The following is an 18,730-nucleotide window of genomic DNA, read 5'->3' on the forward strand; positions in this document are numbered from 1 at the left end:
TGTCAAGAAGAAAACCCCCACCCGGCTTCGCCGGGAGCCCCCTTTGCGAAGGGGGCCTGGAGAGGAGGAACACTATGAAACCCTTAGTTGCCATTGTGGGCCGGCCCAACGTGGGCAAGTCCATGCTGTTTAACAAGCTGTGCGGACAGCGGCTGTCTATCGTGGAGGACACCCCCGGGGTCACCCGGGACCGGCTGTACGCCCAGTGCGAGTGGCGAAACCGCGTATTCGACATCGTGGACACCGGCGGCATCGAGCCGGGCACCGACGACCAGATTTTGTCCTTCATGCGGGAGCAGGCGGAGATCGCCATCGGCACCGCCACGGTGATTGTCTTTGTCTGCGACATCAAAACCGGCATGACCGCCTCTGACCAGGAGGTAGCCAACATGCTGCTGCGCTCGGGCAAGCCGGTGGTGCTGGCGGTGAACAAGGCCGACCAGACCGGCCGGGAGAACCCGGACATCTATGAGTTCTACAACCTGGGCCTGGGCGACCCCATCGCCGTCTCCGCCGTCCACGGCCACGGCACCGGCGACCTGCTGGACGCCTGCTTCGAGCACTTCCCCCCCGAAGAGGAGGAGGCGGACGAGGACGACGTGGTCAAGGTGGCGGTCATCGGCAAGCCCAACGTGGGAAAATCCTCCCTGGTCAACCGTATCCTGGGGGAGGAGCGGGTCATCGTCTCCAACGTGGCCGGCACCACCCGGGACGCGGTGGACAGCTACTTTGAGAACGAACAGGGGAAATTCCTGTTCATCGACACCGCCGGGATGCGGAAGAAGTCCAAGGTGGACGACCGCATTGAAAAATTCTCCGTCCTCCGGGCGACCATGGCCATTGAGCGCAGCGACGTGTGCCTCATCATGATTGACGCCCAGGAGGGGGTCACCGAGCAGGACACCAAGGTGGCGGGTCTGGCTCACGAAGCGGGTAAGGCCTGCATCATCGTGGTCAACAAGTGGGACGCCATCGAGAAGGACGGCAAGACCATGGACAAAATGCGCCAGGACGTGATGCGGGACCTGAGCTATATGACCTATGCCCCCATTGTCTTTATCTCCGCCCTCACTGGCCAGCGGGTGGACCGGCTCTTCGAGCTCATCAACTACGTGAATAATCAGGCGGCTATGCGCATCACGACAGGAATGCTCAACTCCCTGCTGGCCGACGCCACCGCCCGGGTCCAGCCCCCCACCGACAAGGGCCGCAGGCTCAAGGTCTACTATATGACCCAGGTGGGAGTGAAACCCCCACACTTCGTCTGCTTCTGCAACGACGCAAGGCTCTTCCACTTCTCCTACCAGCGGTATCTGGAGAATCAGATCCGCTCCACCTTCGGCCTGGAGGGCACCCCGGTGCGCCTCACCGTCCGGGAGCGGAGCGAGAAGGAGGGGTAAGGAATGCTTGATTATCTGCCTGCCAATGCCCCCTTTTTCTTTGCTGCCATTGCGCTTTGCGCCTACTTCTGCGGTTGCTTTAACGGGGCGGTCATTGTATCCAAGTATATCCTACGTGACGATATCCGTACTCATGGCAGCGGCAATGCTGGACTGACCAACTTCTACCGCTCCTTTGGCGGCTTTCTGACGTTGGTGGTCATCCTGTGCGACGTGCTGAAAGCGGTTCTTGCCATATGGATCGCCGCTGATATCGTCAATACACCGGCTGAGGCAGTCATTTTGGCGAAATACTGGGCGGGGCTTTGGTGCCTGCTGGGCCACATGTTCCCCTGCATGTTCCACTTCAAGGGGGGCAAGGGTATCCTGTCCGGCGGAACCATCGCCATTATGCTGGACTGGCGCATCGCCCTCGTCGTCTGGGGCGGGTTTATCGTGCTGGTCCTGCTCACCCGGTATGTCTCCCTGGGCTCCTGCTGGGCCGGGGCGTCCTTCCCCTTCGTTACCTGGTTCGTCTATCAGAACGTGATTCTACTGGTTTTGTCCATCGTCATCGGCGGGCTCATTTTGTACATGCACCGGGCCAATATCCACCGGCTGCTCACTGGAACGGAGAACAAGTTCAGCCTGCACCACAAGAAAGCGTAAAAAAGCCTCCCTTCGTGAAGGGAGGTGGCATCCGCGAAGCGGATGACGGAGGGTTTTCCAAAAGAAACCCCCACCCGGCTTTGCCGGGAGCCCCCTTTGCGAAGGGGGCCTTATGAAAACTGGGAGGTATTGCTATGAAAATCACAGTTCTTGGCAGCGGCGCCTGGGGGACGGCCCTGGCGCTCTTACTGCTGGAAAACGGCAACGACGTGACCCTGTGGTCCTACCTGGAGGAGGAGTCCGCCGTCCTCCGGGAGACCCGGGAGAACCCCATGCTCAAGGGGGTCCCCCTGCCTGAGGAGCTGAAGCTCACCACCGACATGGCGGCCGTGAAGGGCTGTGGGCTGGTGGTGGTGGCCACCCCCTCCTTCGCCGTGCGGTCCACCGCGAAGCAGCTCAGGGAGCTGGCCGACCCGGGCACCATCCTGGTCTCCGTGTCCAAGGGCATCGAGAAGGACAGCTCCCTGCGCCTGAGCCAGGTGATTGAGGAGGAGGTCCAGGGCAAATGCCCGGTGGTGGTGCTGTCCGGGCCCTCCCACGCTGAGGAGGTGGGCCGGAAAATCCCCACCGGGGTGGTGGTGGCCTCCGAGGACCTGAAAATCGCCGAACAGGTCCAGGACCTGTTCATGAATCAGCGCTTCCGGGTGTACACCAGCGACGACAAGGTGGGCACTGAGATCTGCGCCGCCCTGAAAAACATCATCGCCCTGTGCGCCGGCTGCTGCGACGGCATGGGCTGCGGCGACAACACCAAGGCCCTGCTCATGACCCGGGGGCTGGCTGAGATGGCCCGGCTGGGCGTGGCCCTGGGGGGCAGGAAGGACACCTTCACCGGCCTGGCCGGCGTCGGCGACCTGATCGTCACCTGCTGCTCCATGCACTCCCGGAACCGCCGGTGCGGCATCCTCATCGGCCAGGGCGTGCCGGTGGACGAGGCCCGGAAGCAGATCGGCGCAGTGGTGGAGGGCTACTACGCCGCCGCCAACGCCCGGGCCCTGGCCCGGAAGGCCGGGGTGGAGATGCCCATCGCCCAGGCTGCCTATGAGGTCCTCTACGAGGGCCGGGATGTCCACGCCGTGGTGGAGGACCTGATGCGGCGGGCCAAACGGTCCGAGCGGGACGAGAGCTATCTCTGATAAACTGTAGGGGGCGACGACCCGGCGCTCCGCGTCTTACGTCCATCATAAGACGGCGGGCCGGGGGCGTCCCGCCCTGAAATATTGATGTAACGGGGCGGCACAGAGGCCGCCCCCTACAAAATGATGGTGATACAATGACCGAAAAATTATTCGAACAGGACGCCTTTCTCATCAAATTTGAGGCCCAGGTCCTCTCCTGCGAAAAGGGGAAGAGGGGCTTCGACATCGTGCTGGACCGCACCGCCTTCTTCCCCGAGGGGGGCGGCCAGCCCTGGGACACCGGGCGGCTGGAGGCCGCCGGGAGGCGGGTCAAGGTGCTGGAAACCCACAACCGTGGGGAGGAAATCGTCCACACCTGCAGCCACCCTCTGGAGCCGGGGGACCCCGTCACCGGGGTCATCGACTGGGACCGGCGGTTCGACCTGATGCAGCAGCACTCGGGGGAGCACATCGTCTCCGGGCTGGCCCACTATCTCTGGGGCTGTGAGAACATGGGCTTCCACCTGGGGGCGGAGGTGGTCACCATCGATCTGTCCCTCCCCCTCACCGAGGAGCAGTTCGCCACGCTGGAGGAGACCGCCAACTGGCACCTCTGGCAGGTCAATGAGCCGGTAAAAATTACATACCCCTCCCCCGCCGAGCTGGAGCACATCCACTACCGGAGCAAGAAGGAGATCGACGGTCAGGTGCGGATTGTGGAGTTTCCCGGGGCGGACTGCTGCGCCTGCTGCGGCACCCACGTAAATTATCCCGCCCAGGTGGGGCTGATTAAGCTGCTGTCCATGCAAAAGTTCCGGGAGGGGGTGCGCATCGAGCTTGTCTGCGGAGGCCGGGCCTTCCGCTATCTCAGCCGCTGCATGGAGCAGAACGCCCGGGTGTCCCATTTCCTGTCCGCCAAGCCCTTTGAAACGGCGGGGGCGGTGGCGAAGCTGCTGGCAAAAAATGAGGAGCTCAAGGCCCGCCTTACCGTGCTGGAGGAGGACCGCTTTGCCCAGCTGGCCGGGCAGTACGCCGGGGCCGGGGACGTGCTCCTCTTCGAGCCCGGCCTGTCTCCCGACTCCCTGCGCCGGCTGTGTGACGCCGTCCTGCACACCTGCGGCGGCCGGTGCGCCTGCTTCTCCGGAGACAATTCCTCCGGGTATAAATATGCCATCGGCCAGGCGGGCGGCGATCTGCGGAGCTTCGTGAAGGAGCTGAACCAGGCCCTCCGTGGCCGAGGGGGCGGCAAGCCCGACTTCGTCCAAGGGGGCGTGCAGGCCGGCCGGACAGAGATAGAGGCCTATTTCAACACCTAAGGCTTGTTTGAAAAATGTCAATACGCCCAAGGGGCGGGTCTTTTTCTGCCATACTGTCCCAATTTTTCTTGAAATACATCCAGTATTCATGCGAAAAATTGTGTTTGTCTGGCAGAAAAATCCCTCACCACTGTGCATATTTCCATTTTTCAAACAGCGCCCAGCAAAACGAAGTTTTGCGAAAAAGTTTCTTTTCGGTTCCTTTTCTTTTCTAAAGAAAAGGAACAAAAGAAGGAGGCAACCCCCATGAACGGTCTGTTTTTCGCCCTGGAGGGCATCGACGGCAGCGGCAAGTCCACCCAGCTGAAGCTGCTGGCCAAGCGGCTGGAGGAGGCCGGCTTCCCCTGTCTGACCACCTGCGAGCCCACAGAGCGGCCCATCGGCAGACTGCTGCGCCAGGTGCTCACCGGACAGGTGAGGTGCGACAGCAGGGTGGTGGCAACCCTCTTCGCCGCCGACCGGCTGGACCATCTGCTCAACGAGGAAAACGGTCTGTGCAGGGCTTTGGCCAGCGGGGTGACGGTGCTCTGTGACCGCTACTATTTCTCCTCCTACGCCTACCAGAGTGTGGATCTGCCCCTGGACTGGGTCATTCAAGCCAACCAGCCCTGCGCCGACCTGCTGCGGCCCACCGCCACCATATTTATCGACGTCGATCCGGAGCTGGCTCTGGAGCGCATCGTCCAAAGCCGGGAGAATACCGAGCTGTTTGAGACGAGAGACCGGCTCATCCGCACCCGGGAGCAGTATTTCAAGGTTTTTGACATGCACCGGGACCTGGAAAAGGTCATCTTCATCCGGGGAGGCCGGGATATTGACACGGTGGCACAGGATATCTGGGAGCGGGTGCGCCCTTTTTTTCAGGGGCTGTAGGCCGAACCTCCGCCCTGTCCGGCGCATAGGATACCACGGACTTCGATCCAACAGGAGGTGACTTTCATGGTGACTATGCTGGCCACTGTCGTCCAGTCCTGGAATACCACCCAGGTTCTGGTCACCGACAACAGCAACGGGCAGGAGGTGCTGGTCAATACCAGCTTCAACACCGGCAATCTGTCCGCTGGCGATCAGGTGCGCATCGTCTATGACGGCATTATGACCGCCAGCATTCCCCCCCAGATCAGCGCCCAATCCATCTGCGTACAGAGGTTGTATTAAACCAAAAAGCGCGTCCAGTACTCCTTATAGTTATCCTGGAGCAGGCGGGGGGTATCCAGGCCGTAGGGGCACTTGGCGGCGCACTGGCCGCAGCGCAGGCAGCTCTCGATAAGCTTCATCTTCTCCTGCCACTCCTCCGACAGCCACCCGGCGGTCGGGGCCCGGCGGAGCATCAGAGACATGCGGGCGCACTGGTTGATCTCGATGCCCACCGGGCAGGGCATACAGTAGCCGCAGCCCCGGCAGAAATCACCGGACAGCTCCGCCCGGTCCCGGTCAATGACCGTCTGGTACTCCGCCGTCAGGGCGGGGGTCTGCTTCACACAGGCCAGGAACTGGTCCAGCTCCCACTCGTGCTGCACCCCCCAGATGGGGACAACCCCCTCCTGACCGGCCATCCAGGCCGCGGCGGCCATGCCGTCCCGGATCAGGCCGCCGGCCATCCCCTTCATGGCTACAAAGCCCATCCCCCTGGCCCGGCACTTGTCCACCAGCTCCTGCTCCTGAGGGCCGGCAAGGTAGCTGTAGGGGAACTGAAGCAGGGCGTACAGCCCGGAGTCGACGGCCTCATGGGCCACCGCCAGCCGGTGGTTGGTGATGGCAATGTGGCGGATCTTGCCCTGCCGTTTGGCCTCCAGGGCGGCATCGTAGAGGCCGTCCTCCCCTCCGGGTCTGGGGCAGAAGGCGGGGTTGTGGAACTGGTAGACATCAATGCAGTCGGTGCCCAGCATTTTCAGGCTGGTCTCCAGGTCCTTCCACATCCCTTCCGCCGTCTGGGCCGTGGTCTTGGTGGCAATGACCACCCTGTCCCGGACGCCGGCAAAGGCATAGCCCAGCTTCTCCTCGCTGTCAGAGTAGGCCCGGGCGGTGTCGAAGTAGTTCATTCCGCCATCCAGCGCCTTACGCAGCAGGTGGGCCGCGTCCTCTTTGGAAATCCGCTGGATGGGCAGGCAGCCAAAGCCGTTTTTCTCGATCTCAATGCCGGTGGAACCTAATTGGACCTTTGTCATGGGGGACCTCCTTTTCCGTAGGGGGCGGCCTCCGCGCCGCCCCGCTGTCTCTTCTCGGGGAAACGAGCCGGGACAGAGCTTGGCCCATTCTTCGCTGTAGGGCGCGACGACCCCGGCGCGCCCTGTTTCTCTTTCGGGGATGGCGGCGGGTCGAATCGTCCCGCTGTTTTGTCGCGGGAAACGGGCCGGGACAGAGCCCGGCCCCTACACAGAATATGGGAGAGGGGACCATCCGTATGTACGGGCGGCTGATAGCCGCCCCTGCAAATTACATCCCCTTCAGCTGCGCCTCCAGCTTGGCTACCAGCTCGGTGAGCTGGACAGAGCGCTCCCTCTCCGCCTCCACCACCTGGGCGGGGGCCTTGTTCACAAAGCCAGGGTTGTTCAGCTTGGTGTTCAGCTTGTCCAGCTCGGCGGACTGCTTCTTCAACTCCTTTTCCACCCGGGCCCTCTCCTTCTCCAGGTCCACCAGCTCGCCCAGAGGGATGGACAGCTGGGCGGCGTGGGTGACGATGGACACCTGGCCGGCCTGGACGGCGGCGTCGTCGGCCTTAGCGTCAGCGAAGGGGACGATCTCCACCTGGCTGGCGTAGGCCAGCTTTTTCAGGAAGGGCACGCCCAGAGTGAAGGTCTCCCTCTCCATGGTCGCCACGGTGAGGTGGGCCTTTTTGGAGGGGGGCACGTTCATCTCGCTGCGGCGGCCGCGGATAGCCCGGATGGCGTCCATAATCAGCTCCATGGCCTTCTCCTCCGCCGGGAAGTCCATGGCGTCAGAGGCCACAGGCCAATTTTGCATCATCAGGAAGTCCCCCTCATGGGGCAGGGCCTGCCAAATTTCCTCCGTGATGAAGGGCATAAAGGGGTGGAGAAGCTTGAGCATCTCCGTCAGCACCCAGCACAGCACCTGCTGCGCCCGGACCTTGCTGTCCTCGTCCTCCCCCTGGAGGCGGGTCTTGGTCAGCTCGATATACCAGTCGCAGTAGTCGTCCCAGATGAAGTCGTAAATCTTCTGGGCGGCAACGCCCAGCTCATAGCGGTCCATGTTCTCGGTGATCTCGGCCACAGCCCGGTTCAGCTTGGACAGAATCCACTTGTCCTCCAGCTCCAGCCGTTCCGGCAGCTCGCACCTGTCGATGGTCAGATTCATCATCAGGAAGCGGCTGGCGTTCCAGATTTTGTTGGCGAAGTTGCGCATAGCCTCACACCGCTCGGTGAAGAAGCGCATATCGTTGCCCGGGGAGTTGCCCGTTACCAGGTTGAAGCGCAGGGCGTCGGCGCCGTATTTGTCGGCGATCTCCAGGGGGTCGATGCCGTTGCCCAGGGACTTGGACATCTTCCGGCCCTTGTCGTCCCGGATCAGGCCGTGGATGAAGACGGTGTGGAAGGGGGGCTTTCCTGTGTGCTCACAGGCGGAGAAGATCATCCGGGCCACCCAGAAGAAGATAATGTCGTAGCCGGTGACCAGCACGTCGGTGGGGTAGAAATACTTGAAATCCTCGCTGTTTTCGTCCGGCCAGCCCAGGGTGGAGAATGGCCACAGGGCGGAGGAGAACCAAGTATCCAGCACGTCGGGGTCCCGCTCAATGTGCTTAGAGCCGCACTTCTCACAGCAGTCGGGATCGGTCTCAGAGACGGTCACATGTCCGCAGTCAGCGCAGTACCAGGCGGGAATCTGATGGCCCCACCACAGCTGGCGGGAGATGCACCAGTCGTGGACGTTCTCCATCCAGTTGGTGTAGGTCTTGGCGAAGCGGTCTGGGACAAACTTCGTCTCCCCCTCGTTGACCACCCGCAGGGCCTCCTTGGCCAGGGGCTCCATGCGGACGAACCACTGGGCGGAGATGAGGGGCTCCACGTCGCTGTGGCAGCGGTAGCAGGTGCCCACATTGTGGGAATAGGGCTCGATCTTCTCCATCAGCCCCAGGGCCTCCAGGTCGGCGACCACCGCCTTCCGGGCCTCGTAGCGGTCCATGCCCTCATATTTGCCGCCGTTGGCGTTGACCACGCCGCTGTCGTCCAGCACCCGGATGGTCTCCAGGTTGTGGCGCAGGCCCACCTCGAAGTCGTTGGGGTCGTGGGCGGGGGTCATCTTTACACAGCCCGTGCCGAAGTCCATCTCCACATACTCGTCGGCCACAATGGGAATCTCCCGGTCCATCAGGGGCAGGATGCAGGTCTTGCCCACCAGGTGCTTGTACCGCTCGTCGTTGGGGTTGACGGCCACGCCGGTATCGCCCATCATGGTCTCGGGCCGGGTGGTGGCCACCACCAGATAGCCGGAGCCGTCGGCCAGGGGGTAGCGCATGTGCCACAGGTAGCCGGGCTTGTCCTGATACTCCACCTCCGCGTCGCTCAGCGCGGTGACGCAGTGGGGGCACCAGTTGATGATCCGGGAGCCCTTGTAGATCAGGTCCTTCTTATAGAGGGAGACGAACACGTGCCGCACCGCCCGGGACAGCCCCTCGTCCATGGTGAAGCGGGAGCGCTCCCAGTCGGCGGAGATGCCCAGCTTCTTCTGCTGGGCCACAATCCGGGCGCCGTATTTGGCCTTCCAGTCCCACACCCGCTCCAGGAACTTCTCCCGGCCCAGGTCGTAGCGGCTCAGGCCCTCATTGTTGCGCAGCTCCTCCTCCACCTTCACCTGGGTGGCGATGCCCGCGTGGTCGGTGCCCGGGAGGTACAGGGCGGCATAGCCCTGCATCCGCTTGTAGCGGATGAGCATGTCCTGGAGGGAGTCGTCCATGGCGTGGCCCATGTGCAGCTGGCCGGTGACGTTGGGGGGCGGCATGACAATGGTGAAGGGCTTCTTTTTGGGGTCCCGGTGGCCCTTGAAGCAGCCCGCCTTCTCCCAGGTATCATAGACGCGGGCCTCAACCTCCTGGGGCTCATAAACCTTTGGCAGTTCTTTTTTCATGAAAATGTCTCCTTTTATTGTAAATGTTCCAGGTTTCTACCCTAACGCCTCCCTTTCGTGAAAGGAGGGGGACCGCCGCCGCAGGCGGTGGTGGAGGGTTTTCCCTACCTGATAAATGCACCATTCCCTTTGGGAAAACCCCCACCCGGCTTCGCCGGGAGCCCCCTTTTGCAAGGGGGCCTTTGGGTGCGGAACTTAGGTCCGCTCCTCTGAGCGGCCCAGCAGATAGTCCGCTGAAACGCTGTAAAAATCCGCTATTTGGACCAGCACAGAGGCGGTTGGCTCCCGCTCGCCGGATTCATACCGACAGTAAGATTTCAAAGAGATTTCCACCGCATTTGCCGCCTCTGTCTGGGTCAGTCCGCGTTCTTTCCGGAGACTGCGGAGCCGTTCTGATAATTTTAACATTTTCTGCGTTCCCCTCTTGACAAGACCGAATGGTCTAATTATAATAGAAACAAATTAGACCGAACGGTCTATTTTAGGAGGTATCACAATGAATGATTTGACAAAGTGCCTATATGACTTTGCGTGCAAAAACCGCATGGGGAGCATCTATGACGACCAGGAGTACGAGGAGACGTCCCACAGTGTGGAATTGCAGACCGAAAAAGTTCAGCGAGGCATGAACGAGGAGCAGCTGCTGGAGCTGCGGCTCCTTTTGGAAAGCATATCCGCTCAGTACAGCATTGAAAACGAGCACCTGTTCCAGGCGGCACTGCGGCTGGCGGGAGAGCTAAACGCTCTGGTTCGGGCGTGACTTCCCCATCCACTCGGCTTTTTTGCCGCTCTTCTCCTCCAGCCAGGCCCGGAGCTGGTCCACGGTGCCGCCCTTCAGGTTCTCCTTGTCCAGAATCAGGCCCTGGCCGTCCTCCATGATGAAATACAGGTTCCCCTCCGTCTCAAACAGGCGCAGGCAGGTGTCATAGCGGTACTGCACCCCGTCCTTGGCGCTGGTGACCAGCAGATAGTTCTTCTCCAAAAAGTAATCGCAGCTGGCCGCCCTGGGGTCCATGGCCCGGATGGTGGCGATGGTGGAAAAGTGGTAGTAAAGGATGCTCCACGTCAGAAAATACAGGGCGATTCCCCCCAGCAGGATGATAAAAATCCAGTGCTTCTCAAACATCGCTACCGCCCCGGCCACCACCAGGGCAAACAGCCCCAGGAGCAGGTTGGCCGTCCGCTGGCGCACCACCCGCTTGCGGGTCAGCGCCCTTCCAATCACTCGCTTGAGCTCCAGCAGGCGGTCATAGTCATACTCCGTATGAGTCCTCATTCGCTGCTGCGCCATAATCTCTTCCTCTCTTTTCTTTTTATGCCTCTTTTATTTCGCTTTTGCTGCCCTTTGGTTGAGAAATTTTATAGTTTAATGACAGGCTTCCCGGATTTCTCGTCCATAAACCGGCGGAAGGCCCCCGGCTCCCCCCGGACAAAGCAGGCCTTGGGAAGAAACAGAAGCTGCCTGCCCTCCATCCGGAGGAAGAAGGCCGCTCTGCCCTCATAGACGTCCTGCACCGCCTGATAGGGGTAATCCGTATAGGCGGAGTCCTTAAACCGGGTGATGTGGTTGGGGTAGAAGCTGCTGGCCTCCTGGTCCCAGCGCCCCTTCAGCAGCCGGACCAGGGCGGTGGGCAGGCGGCAGATCCCGCACCAGCTCATCCCCCACAGCAGAAGCGCCGGGGTCAGGGGGACCATGACCACCATCCCCAGCGCCTCGCGCTCGGTCAGGGGCTCCCCGATGGTGGCAATCATGCCCACCGTGAAAACAACTCCCATAAACAGCACATAAGCGCCCGGGAAAAGCAGGAGCTTCCCCAAAGCTGTTTTTCTCCGGCTCCGGCCCAGCGCCCGGCCATACTCCCAGGCCAGCCCCAGGGAAAGAGGACCCCTCCGCTCCACAGAGAACAGCATCTTCGCGCCTCCCCTCTGTCACTTGACCTTTCGGATTTTCAGCCCGGTTTTGCGCTGGATAAACTCCCGGAACTCCTCGGGGCTTCCCCAGTCGAAGCCCTCCTTGGTGTAAATCTGACCGTGGCCCTTGTCCAGCACAAGGGCAAAATACTCCTTGCTCTCTCCAATGGCCCTGATTTGCCGGTAGTTCCACCAGGTCTCCGCCGCCCGGGTGCGGTGGACATAGTGGTCCTCCTGAAAGGCGGCGTTCACCTCCCGGCTGTCCGGAAGAATCTGCCGCAGGCCCAAAATGCCATTGACTGTGTCCTCCCCCAAAATACAGGCCAGCATGATGGCGGCCATCAGCACATAGGTCAGCCAGCCATCCGCCCCCGCACGGAAAAACAGGACCGCCAGCAGCAGCTCCACCGTCACCGCGAACCAGGCGAACCGGCGCACCGGCCTGCTGCGTCCGCTGTGCGCCACCTTCCGGCTGATCCGTGCCAGGGCAATCATGGATTTTTTGTCTATTGTCGTCTGATTAATCAGCATTCTGTCACCTCATTTCACACAGGCTCTTTCTCTCCGTTGACCCAGTCCACCGGCCTGCCCATCTGTTCCGCCAAAAAGGCGGCAAACCGGGCCGGGTCCCCCTTGGTAAACTGAGATTTGTTCAAAATATGCCAGACCCTCTCGTCCAGGGTGAAGTAAAAATGCCCCTCGTCCTCCCAGACCTGCCTGACCGCGCTGTAGTCATAGCGGTGGTCGCTGGTGCGGTTATGCAGCTCCACCCCCTCCGGCGTGAAGCGATAGGACCAGCGCAGCTCCGGGGCCTGGGCGGACCATTTTTTCCACGCCCTCCTTGCCCAGCGGGGATAAACCGGATCGCCGCCCGGCCGCCACTGGATCAGGGTCACCACCCCCAGCGCAAGGAAGGCCAGGGCCATAAAGACCATGGAGAGGGGGACCGGCTGAAGCTCCAGGGGGTTGAACCAGCACACCGCCAGCAGAGAGGCTCCTCCAAGCAGGAACGCCCAGCCACCCCTCCACATCCCCCGGTCTGAGAGGCGGCGGACATCCTTTTTCCCGGGCTGCTTTTCCCGGAAGCCGTGCCAAAAGGCGGCAAAGTCCTCCACCGTGTAATCGGGCTGAATTTCAAACTCCATGACATCCTCCCCATTGAAAAACGCCCCGAGTCCAACGGACTCAGGGCGATTATACAACCGCGGTACCACCTGAATTCCCCCGGAGGGGGCGCTCTCGCCTCGGTAACGGGAGGGTCCGCCGTCCCCTACTGCCTGGTTCAGGGGCGGAGCGCAGAAGCCACCTTCCCCCGGTCCGGCGTGGGACTCGCACCTGCCGTCCCCTCTCTGAACGCCGTCTCCCGGACTACTCCTCTTCCGCATCGCTGTTTCGGGTCAATTATATGGGAAACCGGCGGCCTTGTCAACCTATTTCTTCCGGTTCTTTTGATAGATGATGTTCAGCCCCTTGAGCAGCAGGTCCCGCTCCAGCCGTATCTCCCGGCGGCACAGGGGGATCACAAACTGGGCCATCCCGCCGGTGGCCACCACGGTGGTCCGGCAGCCCAGCTCCTCCTCCACCCGGTCCAGCATTCCGTCCAGCATGGCGGCGGTGCCGTACATGATGCCGCTGCGCATACAGTCCACCGTGTTCTTGCCGATGACCCGCTTGGGGCAGTCCAGGCTGATGCCGGGCAGCTGGGCAGTGCGGGTGGTGAGGGCCTCCAGGGAGATGCGCATCCCCGGGATGATGCAGCCGCCCAGATAGCTGCCGCCCACCCCTACCACCTCAATGGTGGTGGCAGTGCCCAGGTCCAGCAGGGTCAGCGGGGGCTCATACTCCGCCAGGGCGGCCACGGCGATGACAATCCGGTCGCTGCCCACCTGGGAGGGGGTGTCCATCTGGATGTTCAGCCCGGTTTTCAGCCCGGGCCCCACCACCAGCGGGGATTTTCCAATCACCTTTCGCACCCCGGTGCGCACCGAGTTGAATACCGGCGGCACCACCGAGGAGATGATGCAGTCCTGGATATCCTCGGGCCCGACGTCGAACAGGCCCAGCATACTCTTGATCTCCGCGCCGTACTGGTCGGAGGTCTTGATCCGGTCAGTGGCGATGCGTGCCTCGAAGGCAATGGTGCCGTCCTGGATGCCGCCGATGACAATATTGGTATTGCCGATGTCTATGGCAAGGAGCATAACAGTTCACCTCTAGCCGCCTATTATACAGGACAGGGCTGGGAGATGCAAGATAAACTTTACAGGACGGACGGGAGAAGGTATAATGAGGAAAAGGCTTCCTCCCTCAGGGGGAAGGCTTTAGACGTAAGGAGGAAACCGCCATGTTAAAGGGAAAAACCGTTCTGCTTGGGGTCACCGGGGGGATTGCCGCCTACAAGGCGGCGGCGCTGGCCTCGGCACTGGTCAAGCAGCACGCCAGTGTGGAGGTCATCATGACCGCCCACGCCACAGAGTTTATTGCCCCCCTCACCTTCGAGCAGCTCACAGGGAACCGCTGCATGGTGGACACCTTCGACCGCAATTTCAGCCACCAGGTGGAGCACATCGCCCTGGCCGACCGCACTGACCTGGTTATGGTCGCACCGGCTACCGCCAATGTGTGCGGAAAACTGGCTCACGGCCTGGCCGACGACATGCTCACCACCACCACCCTGGCATGCACCTGCCCCAAGCTCATTGCCCCGGCCATGAACACCAAAATGTTTGAAAACCCCGTCACCCAGGACAACCTGGACCTTCTCCGCCGCTACGGCTGGGAGGTGATCGCCCCCGCCTCCGGCCGGCTGGCCTGCGGGGCCGTGGGGGCGGGCAAGCTGCCTGAGCCGGAGGTCCTCCTCCAGCACATCCTCCGGAAAATCGCCCTGCCCCACGACCTGGAGGGCAGGCGCGTCCTGATCACCGCCGGCCCCACCCAGGAGGCCCTGGACCCGGTGCGATACCTTACAAACCACTCCACCGGCAAGATGGGCTACGCCCTCGCCCGGATGGCCATGCTCCGGGGGGCTGAGGTAGTCCTCATTTCCGGCCCCGCCGCCATAGCCCCGCCCCCCTTTGTGGAGGTGGTGGGCGTCACCTCCGCCCAGGACATGTTTGAGGCGGTGGCCGAGCGGCAGGACTGGGCCGACTTCATCTTCAAGGCCGCCGCCGTTGCCGACTACACCCCTGCCCAGTACGCCGACGACAAGCTGAAAAAGAAGGACGCGGACCTGTCCATCCCCCTGAAGCGCACCCGGGACATTCTAAAGCACCTGGGCGAGCACCGCCGGCCGGGGCAGGTGCTGTGCGGCTTCTCTATGGAGACCCAGAACATGGTGGAAAACAGCCGGGCCAAGCTGGAAAAGAAGAACGTGGATATGATCTGCGCCAACAACCTGAAGGTGGCCGGAGCGGGCTTCGGCACCGACACCAACGTGATGACTGTCATCACCCGGGCGGGCATGGAGGAGCTGCCTCTCATGTCCAAGGAGGAGGCGGCCTCCCGCATCCTTGACATCGCAGCCGGGCTGGCAAAAAAACAGGTTTAAAGCACTTGACAAATGTCCGAAATCAGACTACAATGGTGCAAGTCTGATTTCGGACATATATTATTGGGGGACCATTATGGAGGAGCTTACCTTTCAGCAGTTCAACGAGGACTACAGCCGGCTGTATAAGCTGGAGGATGACCTGTACCGGCGGCTGGCGAAGCACTTCGGCCTGTCCGAGTCCGCCTTTTGGGTGCTGTATGTGCTGGAGATGACCCGGCGGCCCATCACCCAGGCGGAGATCAGCAGCTACCTGTCCCTCAGCAAGCAGACCATCAACTCCGGCCTGAAGCAACTGGAGCAGGGGGGACAGATCACCCTGTCCGGCGGGCCAGGGCGGCGGAAGTACCTCCAGCTCACCGGCCGGGGCCAAAATCTGGCGGAGCGCACCGTCCGAAAGGTGCTGGAGCTGGAGGAGCGGGCCTTCCGCAGCATGTCTCCGGAGGAGCAGGCCCACATACTGGCTCTGATGCGCCTCCATCTGGACCTGATGCTCCAGGGGTCCTCACAAATCTTTGATACTTCCCAGGAGGATTCACTTTCATATGGCGATCAAATTATCTGACCACTTCACATATGGCAAATTACTGCGCTTCACCCTGCCCTCCATCACCATGATGATCTTCACCTCGCTATACAGCATGGTGGACGGGCTCTTCGTCTCCAACCTCATCGGCGAGAACGCCCTGTCGGCGGTGAACATCATGTTCCCGGTGTCCATGATTATCGGGGCGGTGGGCTTCATGCTGGGCTCCGGGGGCAGCGCCATTGTGGCCCGCACCATGGGGGAGGGCCGGCAGGAGCTGGCTAACCGCTACTTCTCCATGATTATCCTGTGCGTGCTGGTGCTGGGCACGGCCCTGTCCGTCCTGGCCCTTCTCTGTGTAGAGCCCATCGCCCGGCTGGTGGGGGCCAGCGAGCTGCTCATGGACGACTGCCTGGCCTACGGGACGGTCATCTTCGGGGGCAGCGTGGTCTTTATGCTTCAAATGTCCTTCCAGACCTTCTTTGTCACAGCGGAGCTGCCCAAAATCGGACTGTTTTTCTCTCTGATCTCCGGAACCGCCAATATCATCCTGGACTACCTGTTCATGGGCCCCATGCATATGGGCATCGCCGGGGCGGCCTGGGGCACCGTGCTGAGCTACGCCGTGGGCGGTATTCTGCCCCTGTTCTTTTTCCTCAGGCCCCCTATGGGCGCCCTGCGGCTCTGCCCCACAAGGCTCTACTGGCACGAGCTGAAAAACGCCTGCGTCAACGGCTCCTCCGAGCTGATGAGCAACCTGTCCGCCTCCCTCATCGGCATCCTGTACAACCTCCAGCTGATGAAGCTCATCGGGGAGCTGGGCGTGGCCGCCTATTCAGTGATGATGTACGTGGACTTTGCCTTTGCTGCCATCTTTCTGGGCTTCTCCATGGGCAGCGGGCCCATTATCAGCTTCCACTACGGGGCGGGCAACACCAGCGAGCTGAAATCCATCTTCCGCAAGAGCGTCACTATCATCGCTATCGCCTCTGTCTCCATGATGGTCCTGGCCCAGCTCCTGGGCCGTCCGCTGGCTATGGCCTATGTGGGCTACAACCCCGAGCTGCTGGAGATGACCGTCCACGGCTTCCGACTCTTCGCTGTCAGCTACCTGTTCTGCGGCATAGGGGTGTATGGCTCCGGGTTTTTCACCGCCCTGTGCAACGGGGCCGTCTCCGCCCTGATCTCCTTCCTGCGGCTGTTCCTCTTCCGGGGCGGCATGGTTCTCCTCCTGCCTCTGTTTCTCAAGCTGGACGGTATCTGGCTGGCCGTCACCGTGGCCGACGGCCTGGGCGCTCTGGTCTCGGCCCTGCTGATCTGGAAATACCGGAAGCGATATCATTATCTTTAAGGCTCCCTCTCTCAGGGAGCCTTTTTGCACCTTACCCCCCGAAAAACGCATCCAAGGGGCACATCCCTTGCTTTTTCCCGCCATTTTTGATACCCTTATGCTGTCCATAAACAGGAGGTGCGCCCATGAAAATCACTGTGGAACACGCCGATGTGGCAGAAAACCAGGTCATCCTGCGCTGTCCCGCCCTGGACGAGGAGATGCTGGGGGTGCTGTCTCTGCTGCGCTCCGGCCTTCAGCGGCTGTGCGTCTGGGACGACCGCCGGCAGACCACCCTCCTCTCCCCCGGCGAGGTGGTCTACTGCGAGACAGTGGACGACCGGGTCTTTGTCTACACCGGGCAGGCCATGTATCAGACCGCCCTGAGCCTGGGAGAGCTGGAGAACCGCTATGGCCCGCTGGGCTTTTTCCGGGCGGGCAAGTCTGCGGTAGTCAACCTCCACCACATCCGGAGCCTGGCCAGCCGGGAGGCCGGGCGCATCCAGGCCACCCTGGAGACCGGAGAAAAGCTGATGGTGTCCCGGCGGTACGCCCCTCTGCTGCGGGAGCGGCTGGGGCTGTGAGAAAGGAGTAGGCATATGGAACGATTCAACCGATTTTACCTCTGGGGAGTCAACACCAAATACCGCATGGGCCTGTATTTTTCCGCCGCCGTCTTTGTGAAAGGGCTGATTAACGCCCTGCTGGGACGCTGGGAGATAGAAACCCTGATCCTGCTGGAAATGCTGCTGTCCTGCTTCGCCTTTGCCTGTATGGAGACCGCTCTCTTCCCCTATGGAAAAAATCTGCTGGCCGAGAAAAAACGGGTGGCCGCCTGGGCGGTGCTGGCAAATGTCATCTTCATCGGCTGCGGCTGGGGGATGAACTGGTTCCCCGGCCTTCCGCTCTGGGGCAGGCCGCTGCTGGTCCTCTTTCTGGAGCTGGCTCTGGCCGCCATGTGGTATGCCCTCTGGCTGAGGGAGAAGCGGGACACCGCCGCCCTGAATCAGGGCCTGCGGCGCTTTCAGAGCAGGAGCTAGAAAATATTTCCCATTCCACATTGACAAGGCGCCCTTCTGTTGATATAATACTCCCGTACCTAATGCGAATAATTCTTATTTATAAGGAGGATTCTATCATGCCTGAACTGAAGGGGAGCAAAACCGAACAGAACCTGTGGACCGCCTTTGCCGGGGAGAGCCAGGCCCGGAACAAATACACCTATTTCGCCTCCAAGGCCAAGAAGGATGGCTATGTCCAGATCGCTCAGCTCTTTGAGGAGACCGCCGCCAACGAGAAGGAGCACGCCAAGATCTGGTTTAAGCTGCTGGGGGGCATCGGCACCACCGCCGAAAACCTGAGGGCCGCCGCCGAGGGCGAGAATTACGAGTGGACCGACATGTACGCTCAGATGGCTAAGGAGGCCCGTGAGGAGGGCTTTGACGACATCGCCGTCCTGTTTGAGGGGGTCGCCAAGATCGAGAAGGAACACGAGGAGCGCTACCGCAGGCTGCTGGCCAACGTGGAGGGCGGCCTGGTGTTCTCCCGGGAGGGGGACATGATCTGGCAGTGCGCCAACTGCGGACACATCCATGTGGGCCCCAAGGCCCCTGAGGTCTGCCCCGTCTGCGCCCATCCTCAGGCCTATTTCCAGATCAAGGCAGAAAATTATTAAGGTAAATAAGACAAAAACGGGCCCCGTCCAATGGATGAGGCCCGTTTTGCTGAAAATAGGGCTTGTCCTCGCCGATACTCCTGTGGTATAGTGTACTCTGCAAGAGGGGAACGGCTTGACCTCCGCAAGGAGGTGACAAGATGTCAGTGTTGGAAGTCTTGGCACTACTTAACCTGC

Annotated in this window: 21 protein-coding genes and 1 other annotated feature; of the genes, 13 read left to right on the top strand and 8 right to left on the bottom strand. The window is 61.3% G+C overall.

The annotated features are described in order from the left end of the window. Nucleotides 1–74: 74 nt before the first annotated feature. The 6 genes from der to D1641_RS03155 all read left to right on the top strand — a co-directional run bounded on the left by der (nt 75) and on the right by D1641_RS03155 (nt 5,640). Complete coding sequence (der, locus tag D1641_RS03130; RefSeq protein ID WP_160662942.1) at nt 75–1,400, top strand: ribosome biogenesis GTPase Der; 1,326 nt, start codon at nt 75–77, stop codon at nt 1,398–1,400. A 3-nt stretch (nt 1,401–1,403) separates the two neighbouring features. Next, nucleotides 1,404–2,048 carry a glycerol-3-phosphate acyltransferase gene (locus D1641_RS03135; RefSeq protein ID WP_160662943.1) on the top strand — a complete coding sequence of 215 codons (645 nt, stop codon included), beginning with the start codon at nt 1,404–1,406 and terminating at the stop codon, nt 2,046–2,048. A gap of 134 nt (nt 2,049–2,182) precedes the next feature. Beyond that, complete coding sequence (locus D1641_RS03140) at nt 2,183–3,184, top strand: NAD(P)H-dependent glycerol-3-phosphate dehydrogenase (protein WP_160662944.1); 1,002 nt, start codon at nt 2,183–2,185, stop codon at nt 3,182–3,184. A gap of 137 nt (nt 3,185–3,321) precedes the next feature. Next, the gene (locus D1641_RS03145) at nt 3,322–4,482 is read left to right on the top strand and encodes an alanyl-tRNA editing protein (protein WP_160662945.1); all 1,161 of its coding nucleotides are present in this window, start codon (nt 3,322–3,324) and stop codon (nt 4,480–4,482) included. Nucleotides 4,483–4,728: 246 nt separating this feature from the next. Beyond that, a complete protein-coding gene (tmk, locus tag D1641_RS03150; protein ID WP_160662946.1) occupies nt 4,729–5,355 on the top strand; it encodes a dTMP kinase in 627 nt (208 codons plus the stop codon). 66 nt (nt 5,356–5,421) lie between these two features. Further along, nucleotides 5,422–5,640: a hypothetical protein gene (locus D1641_RS03155; protein ID WP_160662947.1), complete on the top strand. Its 219-nt coding sequence runs from the start codon at nt 5,422–5,424 to the stop codon at nt 5,638–5,640. Here the strand turns inward: D1641_RS03155 and D1641_RS03160 are convergent. The 3 genes from D1641_RS03160 to D1641_RS03170 form a co-directional block, all read right to left on the bottom strand. Further along, nucleotides 5,637–6,650 carry an aldo/keto reductase gene (locus tag D1641_RS03160; RefSeq protein WP_160662948.1) on the bottom strand — a complete coding sequence of 338 codons (1,014 nt, stop codon included), beginning with the start codon at nt 6,648–6,650 and terminating at the stop codon, nt 5,637–5,639. The genes D1641_RS03155 and D1641_RS03160 overlap by 4 nt on opposite strands. Before the next feature lie 268 nt (nt 6,651–6,918). Next, the gene (locus tag D1641_RS03165; RefSeq protein WP_160662949.1) at nt 6,919–9,564 is read right to left on the bottom strand and encodes a valine--tRNA ligase; all 2,646 of its coding nucleotides are present in this window, start codon (nt 9,562–9,564) and stop codon (nt 6,919–6,921) included. A gap of 195 nt (nt 9,565–9,759) precedes the next feature. Then, on the bottom strand, nt 9,760–9,972 hold the full coding sequence (locus tag D1641_RS03170) for a helix-turn-helix transcriptional regulator (protein ID WP_160662950.1): 213 nt from the start codon (nt 9,970–9,972) through the stop codon (nt 9,760–9,762). A gap of 88 nt (nt 9,973–10,060) precedes the next feature. On the opposite strand from D1641_RS03170, the gene D1641_RS03175 reads away from it, so the two are divergent. Beyond that, complete coding sequence (locus D1641_RS03175) at nt 10,061–10,324, top strand: hypothetical protein (RefSeq protein ID WP_160662951.1); 264 nt, start codon at nt 10,061–10,063, stop codon at nt 10,322–10,324. On the opposite strand, the gene D1641_RS03180 is transcribed toward D1641_RS03175, so the two are convergent. The 5 genes from D1641_RS03180 to D1641_RS03200 form a co-directional block, all read right to left on the bottom strand. Beyond that, complete coding sequence (locus D1641_RS03180; RefSeq protein ID WP_160662952.1) at nt 10,301–10,855, bottom strand: YcxB family protein; 555 nt, start codon at nt 10,853–10,855, stop codon at nt 10,301–10,303. The genes D1641_RS03175 and D1641_RS03180 overlap by 24 nt on opposite strands. Before the next feature lie 68 nt (nt 10,856–10,923). Beyond that, entirely contained in the window at nt 10,924–11,475 is a 552-nt protein-coding gene (locus tag D1641_RS03185; protein ID WP_160662953.1) for a YcxB family protein, read from the bottom strand. Nucleotides 11,476–11,493: 18 nt separating this feature from the next. Further along, on the bottom strand, nt 11,494–12,006 hold the full coding sequence (locus D1641_RS03190) for a YcxB family protein (protein WP_160662954.1): 513 nt from the start codon (nt 12,004–12,006) through the stop codon (nt 11,494–11,496). A gap of 14 nt (nt 12,007–12,020) precedes the next feature. Further along, complete coding sequence (locus D1641_RS03195; RefSeq protein ID WP_160662955.1) at nt 12,021–12,620, bottom strand: YcxB family protein; 600 nt, start codon at nt 12,618–12,620, stop codon at nt 12,021–12,023. 38 nt (nt 12,621–12,658) lie between these two features. Continuing rightward, nucleotides 12,659–12,869, bottom strand: a binding site (T-box leader). Nucleotides 12,870–12,905: 36 nt separating this feature from the next. After that, the gene (locus D1641_RS03200; RefSeq protein ID WP_160662956.1) at nt 12,906–13,676 is read right to left on the bottom strand and encodes a type III pantothenate kinase; all 771 of its coding nucleotides are present in this window, start codon (nt 13,674–13,676) and stop codon (nt 12,906–12,908) included. Nucleotides 13,677–13,819: 143 nt separating this feature from the next. Between D1641_RS03200 and coaBC the strand changes: the two genes are divergently transcribed. The 6 genes from coaBC to rbr all read left to right on the top strand — a co-directional run bounded on the left by coaBC (nt 13,820) and on the right by rbr (nt 18,553). Further along, nucleotides 13,820–15,022, top strand: coding sequence for a bifunctional phosphopantothenoylcysteine decarboxylase/phosphopantothenate--cysteine ligase CoaBC (coaBC, locus tag D1641_RS03205; RefSeq protein ID WP_160662957.1), 1,203 nt, complete (start codon nt 13,820–13,822; stop codon nt 15,020–15,022). Between the two features lie 76 nt (nt 15,023–15,098). Continuing rightward, nucleotides 15,099–15,587, top strand: a complete 489-nt coding sequence (locus tag D1641_RS03210; protein ID WP_160662958.1) for a MarR family transcriptional regulator — start codon at nt 15,099–15,101, stop codon at nt 15,585–15,587. Beyond that, nucleotides 15,568–16,899, top strand: a complete 1,332-nt coding sequence (locus D1641_RS03215) for an MATE family efflux transporter (protein WP_160662959.1) — start codon at nt 15,568–15,570, stop codon at nt 16,897–16,899. Before D1641_RS03210 ends, D1641_RS03215 begins: the two co-directional genes overlap by 20 nt. Nucleotides 16,900–17,024: 125 nt before the next feature. After that, nucleotides 17,025–17,462: a LytTR family DNA-binding domain-containing protein gene (locus tag D1641_RS03220; protein WP_160662960.1), complete on the top strand. Its 438-nt coding sequence runs from the start codon at nt 17,025–17,027 to the stop codon at nt 17,460–17,462. 15 nt (nt 17,463–17,477) lie between these two features. Next, the gene (locus D1641_RS03225) at nt 17,478–17,918 is read left to right on the top strand and encodes a hypothetical protein (protein ID WP_160662961.1); all 441 of its coding nucleotides are present in this window, start codon (nt 17,478–17,480) and stop codon (nt 17,916–17,918) included. 98 nt (nt 17,919–18,016) lie between these two features. Next, nucleotides 18,017–18,553, top strand: coding sequence for a rubrerythrin (gene rbr, locus D1641_RS03230; RefSeq protein ID WP_160662962.1), 537 nt, complete (start codon nt 18,017–18,019; stop codon nt 18,551–18,553). The last annotated feature ends 177 nt before the right edge of the window (nt 18,554–18,730 follow it).

Origin of the sequence: Colidextribacter sp. OB.20 (assembly GCF_009911595.1) — a bacterium.
Lineage (GTDB): Bacteria > Bacillota > Clostridia > Oscillospirales > Oscillospiraceae > Lawsonibacter.